This window comes from Sphingomonas sp. UV9 (genome assembly GCF_004101245.1).
Taxonomy (GTDB): domain Bacteria; phylum Pseudomonadota; class Alphaproteobacteria; order Sphingomonadales; family Sphingomonadaceae; genus Sphingomonas.
The window spans coordinates 488,877-502,523 of the sequence record NZ_SCIN01000001.1 but is presented as its reverse complement, the minus strand read 5'-3'; the positions used below and the strand labels follow the sequence as shown (position 1 = coordinate 502,523).

12 protein-coding genes and 1 tRNA gene are annotated in these 13,647 nt (G+C 65.2%); 9 read left to right on the top strand and 4 right to left on the bottom strand.

Annotated features, from left to right (window positions below):
- Nucleotides 1-390 precede the first annotated feature (390 nt).
- Complete coding sequence (gene poxB / locus EQZ23_RS02025; RefSeq protein WP_128452802.1) at nucleotides 391-2,139, top strand: ubiquinone-dependent pyruvate dehydrogenase; 1,749 nt, start codon at nucleotides 391-393, stop codon at nucleotides 2,137-2,139.
- Nucleotides 2,140-2,217: 78 nt separating this feature from the next.
- Here poxB and EQZ23_RS02020 read toward each other — a convergent pair.
- Nucleotides 2,218-2,294 (bottom strand) — tRNA-Pro (locus tag EQZ23_RS02020).
- A gap of 219 nt (nucleotides 2,295-2,513) precedes the next feature.
- On the opposite strand from EQZ23_RS02020, the gene EQZ23_RS02015 reads away from it, so the two are divergent.
- The 8 genes from EQZ23_RS02015 to mazG all read left to right on the top strand — a co-directional run bounded on the left by EQZ23_RS02015 (nucleotide 2,514) and on the right by mazG (nucleotide 10,335).
- Nucleotides 2,514-3,518: a lytic murein transglycosylase gene (locus EQZ23_RS02015; RefSeq protein WP_164913359.1), complete on the top strand. Its 1,005-nt coding sequence runs from the start codon at nucleotides 2,514-2,516 to the stop codon at nucleotides 3,516-3,518.
- A gap of 106 nt (nucleotides 3,519-3,624) precedes the next feature.
- The gene (locus EQZ23_RS02010; RefSeq protein ID WP_128452800.1) at nucleotides 3,625-4,788 is read left to right on the top strand and encodes a D-alanyl-D-alanine carboxypeptidase family protein; all 1,164 of its coding nucleotides are present in this window, start codon (nucleotides 3,625-3,627) and stop codon (nucleotides 4,786-4,788) included.
- Between the two features lie 28 nt (nucleotides 4,789-4,816).
- Entirely contained in the window at nucleotides 4,817-5,794 is a 978-nt protein-coding gene (locus EQZ23_RS02005; RefSeq protein ID WP_128452799.1) for an AAA family ATPase, read from the top strand.
- Between the two features lie 50 nt (nucleotides 5,795-5,844).
- Entirely contained in the window at nucleotides 5,845-7,392 is a 1,548-nt protein-coding gene (metG, locus tag EQZ23_RS02000) for a methionine--tRNA ligase (protein WP_128452798.1), read from the top strand.
- Nucleotides 7,392-8,186 carry a TatD family hydrolase gene (locus EQZ23_RS01995; RefSeq protein ID WP_128452797.1) on the top strand — a complete coding sequence of 265 codons (795 nt, stop codon included), beginning with the start codon at nucleotides 7,392-7,394 and terminating at the stop codon, nucleotides 8,184-8,186. The genes metG and EQZ23_RS01995 overlap by 1 nt, the downstream gene beginning before the upstream one ends.
- Nucleotides 8,183-8,947, top strand: a complete 765-nt coding sequence (locus tag EQZ23_RS01990) for an MBL fold metallo-hydrolase (RefSeq protein ID WP_128452796.1) — start codon at nucleotides 8,183-8,185, stop codon at nucleotides 8,945-8,947. Before EQZ23_RS01995 ends, EQZ23_RS01990 begins: the two co-directional genes overlap by 4 nt.
- Nucleotides 8,944-9,531 (top strand): TIGR02281 family clan AA aspartic protease, encoded by a 588-nt coding sequence (locus EQZ23_RS01985; RefSeq protein WP_128452795.1) that lies wholly within the window; start codon nucleotides 8,944-8,946, stop codon nucleotides 9,529-9,531. Before EQZ23_RS01990 ends, EQZ23_RS01985 begins: the two co-directional genes overlap by 4 nt.
- 69 nt (nucleotides 9,532-9,600) lie before the next feature.
- Complete coding sequence (gene mazG, locus EQZ23_RS01980) at nucleotides 9,601-10,335, top strand: nucleoside triphosphate pyrophosphohydrolase (protein ID WP_128452794.1); 735 nt, start codon at nucleotides 9,601-9,603, stop codon at nucleotides 10,333-10,335.
- On the opposite strand, the gene hflX is transcribed toward mazG, so the two are convergent.
- The 3 genes from hflX to EQZ23_RS01965 form a co-directional block, all read right to left on the bottom strand.
- Nucleotides 10,316-11,608 carry a GTPase HflX gene (hflX, locus tag EQZ23_RS01975; protein WP_128452793.1) on the bottom strand — a complete coding sequence of 431 codons (1,293 nt, stop codon included), beginning with the start codon at nucleotides 11,606-11,608 and terminating at the stop codon, nucleotides 10,316-10,318. The two genes, mazG and hflX, sit on opposite strands and share 20 nt — an antisense overlap.
- The gene (gene hfq, locus EQZ23_RS01970; protein ID WP_128452792.1) at nucleotides 11,605-12,180 is read right to left on the bottom strand and encodes an RNA chaperone Hfq; all 576 of its coding nucleotides are present in this window, start codon (nucleotides 12,178-12,180) and stop codon (nucleotides 11,605-11,607) included. Before hfq ends, hflX begins: the two co-directional genes overlap by 4 nt.
- Nucleotides 12,181-12,268: 88 nt before the next feature.
- Nucleotides 12,269-13,645 carry a sigma-54 dependent transcriptional regulator gene (locus tag EQZ23_RS01965; RefSeq protein WP_128452791.1) on the bottom strand — a complete coding sequence of 459 codons (1,377 nt, stop codon included), beginning with the start codon at nucleotides 13,643-13,645 and terminating at the stop codon, nucleotides 12,269-12,271.
- Between the last annotated feature and the right edge of the window lie 2 nt (nucleotides 13,646-13,647).

Sequence of the window (13,647 nt, the reverse complement as noted above, 5' to 3'; positions counted from 1 at the left end):
GGACCCCGCTTCGGAGCGACTTCGGAGCGCCTGCGAGGGCGTCCATGGCGGCGGTGTCGTCGAGGAGGATGCAGTGGACCTAGCCGATCGCATCAAGATCATATTTCCCGACGCGCCTCGCACAGCACTTCAATCCGCTTGATCGCCCGCGAACTGCCCGTACCGAGCAGCGCCGGCCGGTGCCAGCCCTGTGGCTGATCGCCGGGGGAGGCGTCCTGGTGACCAGACGGGGGCGGTTTTGCCACATGGCGGTGCGGTGACGTGCGGTCGGAACTGGACTGCCGCCGTTCCTAGGCTGCGTTCGGTGCATCCGGATCGCACCGAAATGCGTTTGCCTCCCGTCCACCTCGCTGGTCGAGGGGACCAATCCTTCACGTGCGGAGCCGTTCCATGTCCAAGACCATCATCGCCGACCTGTTCGCCGAAACGCTGCATCTTGCGGGTGTCGAGCGGATCTACGGGGTCGTCGGGGACAGTCTCAACGGCCTGACCGACAGCTTGCGGCGCCAGGGCAGGATCGAATGGATCCATGTCCGCAACGAGGAAGCCGCTGCGTTCGCCGCCGGTGCGGAGGCGCAACTGACCGGCAAGCTCGCGGTCTGCGCCGGGTCGTGCGGACCCGGCAACATGCATCTGATCAATGGCCTGTACGACTGCCATCGTACGCGCGTCCCGGTGCTGGCGATCGCCGCGCAGGTACCGAGCGGGGAGGTGGGATCGAATTATTTCCAGGAGACGCGGCCCGAGACGCTGTTCCGCGAATGCAGCGTGTATTGCGAGACGATCGCCGACGTCGACCAGATGCCACGGACGCTGGAGACCGCGATACGCGCCGCGGTCGGTCACCGCGGCGTGTCGGTCGTGGCAATGCCCGGCGACGTCGCGCTGCGCTCGACCACCGGCACGCTCGCACGATCGGCGGGCGCGTTGTTGCCGTCGCGGCCGGTGACCGTCCCCTGCGAGGCGCAGATCGCGGACCTCGCGGCGCTGCTCAACGGCGCACAGAAGGTGACGATCCTGGCAGGGCGAGGGTGCCGGACCGCGCATGCCGAGCTGGTGAAGCTCGCCGAAGTGCTGCAGGCGCCGGTCGTTCATGCGCTCGGCGGCAAGGAGTTCGTCGAATACGACAATCCCTATGACGTCGGCATGACGGGCCTGATCGGCTTTTCGAGCGGCTACGACGCGATGATGGCGTGCGACGTGCTGCTGATGCTCGGCACCGATTTTCCCTATCGCCAATTCTATCCCGAAAAGGCGAAGGTCGCGCAGATCGATCTACTGCCCGAAAATCTCGGGCGGCGGACGGCGATCGATATCGGCTTGGTCGGTGATGTCGGTGCAACAATCGCCGCACTCCTGCCGAAACTGACCGGCGCGCGGGACGGCAGCTTCCTGCAATCGGCACGCGAGAATTATGCGGACGCACGCAACGGCCTCGACGATCTCGCCGATGGCACGCCGGGCAGTGGCGTGATCCATCCGCAGCACGTCGCCCGCGTCCTCAGTGAGCAGGCAGCCGCCGACGCGGTCTTCGCCTGCGATGTCGGCACGCCCACGGTGTGGGCGGCGCGCTACCTGAAGATGAACGGGCGTCGCCGCTTGATCGGTTCGTTCAATCACGGCTCGATGGCGAACGCTTTGCCGCAGGCGATCGGCGTGCAGGCGGCCTATCCGACGCGGCAGGTGGTGACCCTGTCGGGCGACGGCGGTCTGGCGATGCTGATGGGCGAGTTGCTGACCGTCCGCCAACTCGGGCTGCCGGTGAAGATCATCGTTTTCAACAACGGCACGCTTGGCTTCGTCGAGATGGAGATGAAGGCGGCTGGCCTGATCGAGACCGGCGTCACGCTCGACAATCCAGACTTCGCCGCGATGGCGCGCGCGATCGGGCTGCACGGCGTGCGGATCACCGATCCGGGCGAGGTCGAGGCGGGTATCCGCGAGGTGCTGGCGCATCCGGGCCCGGCACTGCTCGACGCAGTCACCGCGCGGACCGAACTGTCGATGCCGCCCAAGATTACCCTGGAACAGATGAAAGGCTTTACGCTCTATATGGCGAAGGCGATCATCAGCGGGCGCGGCGACGAGGTGATCGAACTCGGCAAGACGAATGTCGGGCTGCTCAAGCGACTGTTCTGACGAGCAAGCAAATAAAAACGCTGAGATAAGGAGAGACGGCGACGGAGGCGGGATCGACTTCCGCAGTCCGTCGCTCGATGGTCGGGGAGACAGGATTCGAACCTGCGACCCCCTGGTCCCAAACCAGGTGCGCTACCAGCCTGCGCCACTCCCCGACTGCGACGGCCCTTAGCCGCTGCTTTCGCCGGATGGCAAGCGGCATCGTGTTCCGTGCGGCAAAAGCCGATCCTTCCGCAGTGCAAGTATCCGCAGCAACCTACGTACGGTCATGCGTGCGGTGGGCGCGACGATGCGAGGTTCCGATCGTGGCGGGTCTGTGGCAGAGCCTGCCAATGGGCGGGACATCGACAGCAACAGCGCGACTGCGCAGGATCGTGATCGGCTTCGGCGCCGTGCTGGCTGGGAGCGGCCCGGCGCTGGCGCAGGACGATGCAGGGTTTCAGGCCTATATGACGACGCTTCGTCAGCAGGCGCTGGCGGACGGTGTGAGCAGGCGGACGGCCGATGCGGTGTTTCCAGGACTGACGCTCAACCAGCGCGTCATCGACCTCGACCGGCAGCAGCCCGGCGCGACCAGCAGCAGCGCGATCCCGGCCTTCGCACCCTACCGCGCCCAGCATGTCGACGCAGCGCGGATCGCGCGCGGTCGTCAGACCTACCAGGCGCAACGCTCGCGGTTGCAGCGGATCGAGCAGACCACCGGGGTGCCTGAATCGATCATGGTTGCGATCTGGGGGCACGAGACGAACTACGGCAGCTATACCGGCAATTTCGACCTGCTGCGGTCGCTTGCCAGCCTCGCTTACGAGGGGCGGCGCCGGTCGCTGTTCGCGGGAGAGTTCATTGCCGGTCTCAAGATGCTCGATCGCGGGGTGACGCGCGACCAGCTGAAGGGGAGTTGGGCTGGCGCCACCGGCAATCCGCAATTCCTGCCGTCGATCTATCTGCGGTTGGCGCGCGACGGCGATGGCGACGGGCGCGCGGACATCTGGAACAGCCCGGCGGATACGCTGGCCTCGATCGGCAATTACTTCGTCGATGCCGGCTGGCGTGCTGGTCAGCCCTGGGGTGTGGCGGTCAACGTGCCCGCCGGGTTGGACCGGTCCCAGGTCCGCAACCGGCTCGTCTCGCCGCGCTGCCCGCGGGTGTTCGAGCGACATAGCGGCTGGCGGACGATCGCCGAATGGCGCGCGCTGGGGATCTCGTCCCAGGGTCGCAGCCTGCCCGCGGACAGCGTGATGGCGACGTTGCTCGAGCCGGACGGGCAGGGGGCGACCGCCTATCTGCTGACCAGCAACTACCGCGTGATCCTCGATTACAACTGCTCGAATTTCTACGCGTTGTCGGTTGGCCTGCTGGCCGACGCGGTCGAGCGCTAGGCGGAATTTGCCCGCAACGGGTGAGTGACGTGGTCGCTCGTCCAGGCTATGACATGCATCACATCCTGCCCACGGATCGAGTTCCCTTTTGCTCACGGAATACCCCATGAAGAAGCTGATCGTCGCACCGCTTGTCGCCCTCGCGCTGGCGCATCCTTCCATAGCCGCCGCCCCGCAGTTTCAGACAGCCGCGCCGATCGCCTATATGGAGGACCTGTCGTCGGGTGCGGTGCTGTTCGCGCGCGACGCGGATCGCCGCATGCCGCCAGCCTCGCTCGCCAAGATGATGACGGTCTATGTCGCGTTCGACATGGTCAAGAAGGGCGAGTTGAAGCTCGACCAGATGATGACGGTGCGGCCCGAGACCTGGGCGAAATGGCATGGCCCGGCAGCGGGTTCGACGATGTTCCTGTCATCGGGTGAGAATGTCAGCGTCGCCAATCTCCTGTACGGGATCGTCACGCTGTCGGGCAACGATGCATGCATCGTGCTTGCCGAGGGAATTTCGGGTTCGGAGCAGGCGTTCACCGAGCGGATGAACCGCAAGGCTGCCGAACTCGGCCTCAAGGACAGCCATTTCGGCACCGCCAATGGCTGGCCCGACAACGGCGTGACCTATGTCACCGCGCATGATCTTGCCAAGCTCGCCGCGGCGACGATCACCAACTACCCCGATCTCTACAAGCAATTCTATTCGAAGCGCGATTTCACCTGGGGCAAGACGATGGGCGGCAGCGCCATCACCCAAGCGAACCGCGATCCGATCCTCGGCCGCGTCGCCGGTGCCGATGGCCTGAAGACTGGTCACACCGAGGAGGCCGGCTACGGCTTCACCGGATCCGCCGTGCAGAATGGTCGCCGGCTGGTGATGGTCGTTGCCGGCCTGACGAGTTCGGGCCAGCGTGCCGAGGAATCCGTGCGCTTCATGGAATGGGGCTTCCGGGCTTGGCAGTCCAAGCCGATCGTCGCCAAGGGCAAGAAGGTCGAGACTGCCTCGGTCCAGCTCGGCGATTCGTCGTCGGTTGGGCTCGTTGCGCCCAAGGCGTTGACCGTGACTTTGCCCGCCGGCACCACGCCCAATCTCACCGCGAAGGTCGTGTATGACGGCCCCATCAAGGCGCCGATCAAGGCAGGCCAGCATATCGCCGATCTCGTCGTGACGACGTCGGACGGCCTCCAGCAGACCATGCCGCTTGTCGCCGAGAAGGATGTCGCCGAGGCCGGTTTCTTCGGCCGCGCATGGGCAGGACTGACCGGCTTCTTCGGCTGATGATGTCGGCGCCGACGGCGTTGCAGGTATGACGCCGATCATCGGCAACACTGCCGCACAGGCGGCCTTTATGGCAGCGATGCGCGGCGGTTCGCTGCATCACGCCTGGCTGATCGCCGGGCCTCAGGGCGTCGGCAAGGCAAGCTTCGCGCGCTTGGCGGCGATGCGGATGCTGGCGGATGCGGCCGAGCCCGATGGCGGGTCGACCGGACTGGAGGTTCCCGAGGGAAATCGGACGCGGTCGCTGGTGGAGGCCGGGTCGCACCCAGATTTTCGCGTGCTCGCCCGGTTGCCCAAAGATGCCGACAAGCCCGACCAGGATCTCGCGCGCAGCATCTCGATCGCGCAGGTCCGAACGTTGCAGCCCTTGTTCGCCACGACGCCGTCGATGAGCCCCCGCCGCGTGGTCGTGATCGATGCGATCGACGATCTGGAGCGGGGCGGGGCGAATGCGCTGCTCAAGAACCTCGAGGAACCGCCGGCGGGGACGATATTCCTGCTCGTCAGCCATGCGCCGGGACGATTGCTGCCGACGATCCGCTCGCGGTGTCGCCTGTTGCGGTTCGAGGCGCTTACCGACGACGAGGTCGGGACCGCGATCCGGACGCTGCAACCCGATGCCGATGAGGGTGAGGTCGCCGCGCTGGTTCGTGCCAGCGACGGCGCTCCCGGACGCGCGCTTCGCTATGCCGGGCTCGACATCGCCGCGATCGACGATGCCATCGCTTCGATCGCGCAGGATGGCGACCGCGATAACGGACGCCGGCTGAAGCTCGCGAAAGCACTCGGACTCAAGGCGTCGCAACCGCGCTACGAAGCGTTTCTCGACCGCGCGCCCGCGTTCATCGCCGACGCCGCACGGACCCGGTCGGGCCCAGCACTGCGGTCCGCACTCGACGCGCACGCCGCGGCACGCGAACTGGCCGGCGCTGCGATCGGTTTGTCGCTCGACGCGCAGGCGACCGTGTTCGAAATGGCGGGGATCGTCGCGACATTACGCCCGTGATCGGGCTGCGCAGGCTTCACCTGATCCGGGCGATGCTCTAGGAGCGCGGCATGGCCGACCCTTTCTACATCACCACCGCGATCCACTATCCCAATGGCCGTCCGCATATCGGCCATGCGTACGAGATGATCGCTGCCGACGCGATCGCCCGCTTCCAGCGCCAGGCCGGTCGCGACGTGCTGTTCCAGACCGGCACCGACGAACATGGCCTCAAGATGGTCCAGGCCGCGCGCGACCGCGACATGCCTGTGCGCGATCTTTCCAACGAAATGTCGTCATATTTCCACGAGATGGCCGACCGCCTTGGCATTTCGTATGACCGCTTCATCCGGACCGTGGACGAGGATCATTATGCCGCGAGCGCCGCGATCTGGCAGGCGATGGCGGATGCGGGCGACCTGTATCTCGATCGCTACGAGGGCTGGTATTCGGTCCGCGACGAGGCGTTCTACGACGAATCCGAACTGACCGGGGAGGGCGACGATCGCCGCTCGCCGCAGGGCACGCCGGTCGAATGGACCGCTGAGGAGACCTGGTTCTTCCGACTGTCCAAATATCAGCAGCCGTTGCTCGATCTCTTCGCCGCCAACCCCGACTTCATCCGCCCCGAAAGCCGCCGCAACGAGGTGATGCGGTTCGTCGAGGGGGGGCTGAAAGACCTGTCGGTATCGCGGACCAGCTTCGACTGGGGCGTGCCGGTGCCGGGCAGCCCCGGGCACGTCATGTATGTGTGGGTCGATGCGCTCACAAATTACCTGACCGGGATCGGCTATCCCGACATGACCGGCGACAAGGCGAAATACTGGCCGGCGGATATCCATCTGATCGGCAAGGACATCGTCCGTTTCCACGCAGTCTATTGGCCGGCGTTCCTGCTCTCGGCCGGCATCCCCTTGCCCAAGAGCGTGTTCGGCCACGGTTTTCTCCTGACGCGCGGCGAGAAGATGTCGAAGTCGGTCGGCAACGTCGTCGATCCGATGGCGTTGGCCGATGCGTTCGGCGTCGATGCGCTGCGTTATTTTTTCCTGCGCGAGGTGAGCTTCGGCCAGGACGGCAGCTACTCGCCCGAGGCGATCGTGACTCGCGTCAACGCCGAGCTTGCGAACAGCTTCGGCAACCTTGCGCAGCGGACATTGTCGTTCATCGCCAAGAATCTGGGTGGCGAGTTTCCCGCGGCCGGTACGGTTCAGGATGCCGACGGCGAACTGATCGAGGAGGTCGTCGTCGCCTGTGCCGGGTTCAAGGCCGGCTTCAACGATCTCGCATTGTCGCAAGGGATCGAGGCGTGGATGCGCGGCGTGTTCGCCTGCAACCAGTATATCGACGCGCAGGCGCCCTGGGCCCTGCGCAAGACCGATCCCGCGCGGATGAATGCGGTGTTGCGCACGCTGGTCCGCGCGATCCGCATGCTCGCGATCGCGATCCTGCCGGTCGTTCCCGAGTCCGCGGGGAAGGTGCTCGACCAGATCGGCGCGACCGAACGCGATCACTCGGCGATCGACGACGACGGCTGGTACGACCGGATCGCCGCCTCCGACTTCCGGATTGCACCGCCAGCGCCCGTCTTCCCGCGTCTCGAACTGCCTGCGGAGGCCTGATGCTCGCCGACAGCCATTGCCACCTGAATTACAAGGGACTCGTCGAGGACCAGCGGGCGGTGCTCGAGCGCGCGCGCGCGCGCGGTGTGACGGCGATGCTCAACATCTCGACGCGCGAGAGCGAGTGGGACGATATCGTCGCCACCGCCGAGCGCGAGCCGGATGTCTGGGCGACGATCGGGATCCATCCGAACGAGGCGGATACCTATCCCGACGTGGATGCGGCCAAGCTGATCGCGCGGGCACGGCATCCCCGGGTCGTCGGCCTCGGCGAAAGCGGCCTCGACTATTTCCGCGACACCTCCGATCGCGCCCGCCAGCAGGCGAGCTTTCGCGCGCACATTGCCGCGTCGCGCGAGACCGGCCTGCCGATCGTCGTCCACACCCGCGATGCCGAGGACGATACCGCGGCGATCATGGCCGAAGAAATGGGGAAGGGGCCCTATCCCGGCGTCATCCACTGCTTCACGGCAAGCGCAGCTTTCGCTGACAAGGCGCTGGATATGGGGCTTTATATCTCGATCTCTGGGATCGTGACGTTCAAGAACGCGCGTGACTTGCAGGAGACCGCAGCACGCCTGCCGATCGAGCGATTGCTGATCGAAACCGACGCGCCGTTCCTCGCGCCGGTGCCGCATCGGGGCAAGACCGGCGAACCCGGCTTCGTCGCCGATACGGCGCAGTTCCTCGCCGATCTGCGCGGCGAGGCCGTCGAGGACTTGTCGCGCCGGACGGCCGAAAACTTCCATACGCTGTTCGCCAAGACGCGAGCGTCCGGCGCGGGCGCGGCATGAAGATCACGATCCTCGGCTCCGGCACATCCTCCGGCGTGCCGCGGATCGGCAACGACTGGGGAGACTGCGACCCAACTGAGCCGCGCAACCGTCGCACGCGTGCGTCCGCTCTGGTCGAGCATAACGGGACCCGTATCCTGATCGACACCAGCCCGGACATGCGAGAGCAGTTGTTGGCGGCCGCTATCGACCGGGTCGACGCGATACTCTGGACGCACGACCATGCCGATCACTGTCACGGCATCGACGATGTGCGGCAACTCTTCCATGCGACCGGAACGCCGGTCCGCGGCTATGCGCGGCCGTTCACACTGGCAGCGCTGGACGCGCGGTTCACCTATGCCTTTCACGGTCGCCCCGGCTATCCCCCGACGGTCGCGGCCGAGGTCTTGCCGGACCGGCTGACGATCGGCGGGATCGACATCCGTGTCACCGACCAGCCACATGGCAGCATCCACGCCGCCGGCCTGCGGTTCGAAGCAGGCGGCCAAGCGATCGGATATGCGACCGATTTCAACGTGATGACCGATGACATGGTTACCATGTATCAGGATCTCGATATCTGGGTCGTCGATGCACTCCGTCGCCGGCCACACCCGACGCATATGGAATTGCCGGCTGTTCTAAGCTGGGCCGAACGCCTCGAGCCCAAGCAGACTGCGCTGATCCACATGGACAACACGATGGACTACGCCACGTTGCGCCGTGAACTGCCGGCCGCTGTCCAACCGGGCTATGACGGGCTGGTGCTGACCGCATGACCGGTGACCGTGCAGCCCAGTTCGCGCTGTACGCAGTGATGCTGATCCTGCCGCTGTCTGCCTTGGTCGCGCGCCGATTGCCGTTGAAACCAGTGCTGAAGATGGCTGCGGCCTGGATTGCGATCTTCGTCATGGCCTTGTTGATCGCGAGCCAGCGGGATCGGTTCTCGGGGCTGACTACCATCTTTGCCGACCAGCAGGTCAGCGGCGCCGAAACGCGGATCCGGATGGCCGAAGACGGGCATTTCTGGGCCGATGTCGAGATCGACGGCGTGAAACGACGGATGCTGATCGACAGCGGTGCGACGACGACGGCGCTGTCGTCGTCCACTGCGAAGGCGGCCGGGCTGGATAGCGGCGAGAGTCCGTTTCCAGTGATCATATCGACCGCGAATGGCGACGTGATGGCACGCACCGCGACGGCTAAGCGCGTCACGGTCGGCGCGATCACGGCGACCGACCTGGGGATTGTCACGTCGCCGTCATTCGGTGACACCGACGTGATCGGCATGAACTTTCTGTCAAAGCTGGGGTCGTGGCGGGTAGAGAATGCCACGCTCATCCTGATGCCGATCCCGGCGTAGATTTTACATAATGTCTATTATCGATCTTATGCCACGTAGTAGATCGATGGCTATTCACAGGTGTCCCCAATGATCGAACGGCTCACTGCCATCATGGCGCGGTTGCGAGATCCGGTCGACGGATGCGAATGGGACCGCGTCCAGACCTGGTCGACGATCGCGCCGTACACGATCGAGGAAGCGTATGAGGTTGCCGACGCGATCGCGCGCGACGATCCTGCCGATCTCAAGGACGAGCTTGGCGACCTTTTGCTCCAGGTCGTGTTCCACAGCCGTATCGCCGAGGAATCCGGTGCGTTCCAGTTGAGCGACGTCGTCACCGCGATCAGCGACAAGATGGAACGCCGCCACCCGCACATCTTCGGCGATGCCTTGGCCTCGCCGGGCTGGGAAACGATCAAGGCCGGCGAGCGTGCACAGAAGTCCGATCCCAGTGCGCTGGCCGGCGTTGCGATCGGCCTGCCCGCCTTGTCCCGGGCCGAGAAGCTCCAAAAACGCGCCGCGCGCACCGGGTTCGACTGGCCCGATGCGGAAGGTCCGCTCGCGAAAGTCTTCGAGGAAATCGAAGAGGTTCGCGAAGCCGGCTCAGACACCGTCGCAGAAGAGATCGGCGACCTGCTGTTTGCAGTGACGAACTGGGCCCGCCATCTCGGCGTCGATCCCGAAGCCGCGTTACGCGCGGGCAACGCGAAGTTCGAGGCACGCTTCAGGGCAATCGAGACGTCTGGCGGCGATGCATTCGCCGCCATGACGCTCGATCAGAAAGAAGCCCTGTGGCAGTCGATCAAACGTCGCGGCGGATAAACCGGTCATAGTCGGTTTCCGACAGACGGACGTCGTAGGTCGTCTCGAGTGCGTCGTCCAAGCTGCCGAGCACCTCGCCGTGCGCATGCAGCCACGCCGCGCCTGCCCCATCGGTGGCATCGAGCGTGATGCTGTACCGACGGTGCGCGCCGGTCAGCTTGGCGGCGACTTGGTGAACCAGTTCGTCCACCCCTTCCCCGCTCAGTGCTGAAATCGCAACGACGTCATCGCGGTGCGCAGCCTGTGCCGCGACCTCCTCATGCGTATCAGCATCGAGCAGATCGAGCTTGTTCCAGACCTCGAACCGCGGCGTGTTCTCGTCAACGCCGATCTCCGCCAGCACGGTTTCGACGTCGGTCCGCTGCGCCTCTGTATCGGGATGCGCGATATCGCGGATGTGGACGAGCAGGTCGGCGGACACGACCTCCTCCAGCGTCGCCTTGAAGGCCGCTACCAACTGCGTCGGCAGGTCCGAGACGAACCCCACCGTGTCGGACAGAATAGCCTTGTCGATGCCGGGCAGCTGGATCTGTCGCAGCGTCGGATCCAGCGTCGCGAACAGCAGATCCTCCGCCATTACGTCCGCGCCGGTGAGCCGGTTGAACAGCGTCGACTTACCCGCATTGGTATAGCCGACAAGCGCGATCACCGGCCACGGCGCGCGCTGGCGACGCTCACGGTGGAGACCCCGCGTCCGGCTGACTTGCTCAAGCTCACGCTTCAGTCTGGCCATCCTGTCGCGGATCAACCGGCGATCCGCCTCGATCTGGGTCTCGCCCGGACCGCCGAGGAAGCCGAAGCCACCCCGCTGGCGTTCGAGATGGGTCCAACTGCGGACCAGCCGGCCCGCCTGATAATCGAGATGCGCCAGCTCGACCTGCAAGCGCCCCTCGGCGGTCGCCGCACGCTCGCCGAAGATTTCGAGAATCAGGCCGGTGCGATCGATGACCTTGGTTTCGAGCGCCTTTTCGAGGTTGCGCTGCTGGACCGGGCTGAGGCTTGCGTCGAACACGACCAGCCCCGCCTCTTCCATCCGCACCTGCGTCGCGAGCAGTTCGACCTGACCGCTGCCGATCAGGGTCGCTGGCTTGGGCTGGCGGACGCGGTAGGCGATCCGCTCGACCACCTCGACCCCGATCGCCGCGGCAAGGCCCGCGGTTTCCTCGAGGCGAGCATCGACGTCGCGCGACGCGTCGCCCTGGTCGGGCAACACCACGATTGCACGCGTACCGCGGGTGAACTCGTCCCGATCGCGTTCGAAGCCGCTACTCAATCGTCATGGTCCGCATCGTCTGCGTCATCGGCATCATCCGTATCGGTGGGTTCCTCGGCGAGGTTCAGCGGGCGCGCCGGCTGGATCGTCGAAACCGCGTGCTTGTAGACGAGCTGTGCCATCCCCTCGCGCTGGAGCAGCATGCAAAACAAGTCGAAGCCGGCGATCTGGCCTTGCAGCATGACGCCGTTGATCAAGAACATCGTTACGCTGTCTTCGGACTTCCGCACCGCGTTGAGGAAAATGTCCTGCAACAACGGGTGCTTCTTCTGGTTTTCTCCAACCCCATCTACGATCGCCGACACATCCATCGGTCCGGCGGGCATGATCGTCGAGATCGCATGCTTGTAGATCAGCTGAGACTGGCCGTCGCGGCGGAGCAAGACGGAGAAATTATCGAACCATGTGACGATGCCCTGGAGCTTCACGCCCTTGACGAGGAACATCGTAACCGGCGTCTTGGAGCGCCGGAGTGCATTCAGGAAGAGGTCCTGAAGCGAGCCTGGTTTATCGGCCAATGGGATAACCCTTTGTTTTTGGCGGGACTTTGCCCGCGAGGCGCTGTTTCCCAGCGTCGGAGATGCACCCGGTTACCGGATGCAGAATGTGATCTATGATCGACGCCTCCATAGTTCCAGAGGACGGCGAAATTGCGGCGCCTTATTCGTCGCGTGTTTCGGTGATGCCGAGTAGCTTGAGTTTGCGGTGGAGTGCCGATCGCTCCATGCCGATGAAGCTGGCCGTGCGCGAGATGTTGCCCGAAAAGCGACGGATCTGGACGCGGAGATATTCCCGCTCGAACGTCTCTCTCGCCTCGCGCAGCGGCGATCCCATGATCGCGGTGCCGCCCGCCGCGCCCATGTCGCCCTGATCCCCAAGCACTTCGGCGGGCAACAGGTCGATGTCGATCCGGCCGATGCGGTCGCCGGGCGCGAGGATGATCGTCCGCTCGACGACGTTGCGCAACTGGCGGACATTGCCGGGCCAGTCATAGGATTGCAGCGCGACCATCGCATCGGGGGCGATCTCCGGCGTCGGTACGCGGCGTTCGGACGCGTAATGCGCGATGAAATGCTGGACCAGCGCCGGGATGTCCTCGCGACGATCGGACAGCGGGGGGATCGTCACGGGAACGACATTGAGCCGGTAATACAGGTCCTCGCGGAACCGGCCCTCGGCAATCTCAAACACCAGGTCGCGCGCCGTCGCCGAAACGACACGCACGTCGACCTTCACAACCCGCGTGCCGCCAACCCGTGTGAAACTCTGGTCGGTCAGTGCGCGCAGGATCCTCGCCTGCGTCGTGATCGGCATGTCGGCGATCTCGTCGAGGAACAAGGTGCCGCCATGCGCCTGCTCGAACAGGCCGGGGCGGACCAGATCGCCCGCCTCCTCGACCCCGAACAGTTCCTCGTCGACCCGCTCGGGCGTCATCCGCGCTGCGCTGACGACGATAAACGGGGCATCGGTGCGCTGGCTCCAGCCGTGAAGCAGCCGTGCGGCGACTTCCTTGCCGACGCCCGCGCCGCCCATGACGAGCACGCGACTGCCGGTCGCCGCAACGCGCTTTAGGGTCGCACGGACGCCGTTGATCGCGCCGGAACTACCGGTCAGATCGGTCTCGCGGCCGACCGTCGCGCGCAGGGTCGCGACTTCACGCCGCAGCCGTTCGGTCTCAGTCGCGCGCGCTACCATGAGCAGCAGGCGCTCGGCCTCGAACGGCTTCTCGATGAAGTCGGACGCGCCACGCCGGATCGCCGCAACCGCGGTATCCAGGTTGCCGTGGCCCGAAATGACCAGCACCGGGATCGACGGATCGCGACGCTTGATCTCGTCGAGCAGTTCCAACCCATCGAGCCGCGAGCCTTGCAGCCAGACGTCGAGCAGCACGAGCGACGGACGCCGAGCGGCAATCGCCTCCAATGCGGAATCGCTGTCGCCAGCGTCGCGCGTGTCATAGCCTTCGTCTTCGAGGACGCCGGCGACCAGTTCGCGAATGTCACGTTCGTCGTCCACAACGAGAATATCGAGCGCCATCA

Bases quoted from the DNA above. Each gene is read 5' to 3' on its own strand.
- poxB (WP_128452802.1), top strand. From the start codon at position 391: ATGTCCAAGACCATCATCGCCGACCTGTTCGCCGAAACGCTGCATCTT.
- EQZ23_RS02010 (WP_128452800.1), top strand. From the start codon at position 3,625: ATGAAGAAGCTGATCGTCGCACCGCTTGTCGCCCTCGCGCTGGCGCAT.
- EQZ23_RS02005 (WP_128452799.1), top strand. From the start codon at position 4,817: ATGACGCCGATCATCGGCAACACTGCCGCACAGGCGGCCTTTATGGCA.
- metG (WP_128452798.1), top strand. From the start codon at position 5,845: ATGGCCGACCCTTTCTACATCACCACCGCGATCCACTATCCCAATGGC.
- EQZ23_RS01995 (WP_128452797.1), top strand. From the start codon at position 7,392: ATGCTCGCCGACAGCCATTGCCACCTGAATTACAAGGGACTCGTCGAG.
- EQZ23_RS01990 (WP_128452796.1), top strand. From the start codon at position 8,183: ATGAAGATCACGATCCTCGGCTCCGGCACATCCTCCGGCGTGCCGCGG.
- EQZ23_RS01985 (WP_128452795.1), top strand. From the start codon at position 8,944: ATGACCGGTGACCGTGCAGCCCAGTTCGCGCTGTACGCAGTGATGCTG.
- mazG (WP_128452794.1), top strand. From the start codon at position 9,601: ATGATCGAACGGCTCACTGCCATCATGGCGCGGTTGCGAGATCCGGTC.
- EQZ23_RS01965 (WP_128452791.1), bottom strand. From the start codon at position 13,645: ATGGCGCTCGATATTCTCGTTGTGGACGACGAACGTGACATTCGCGAA.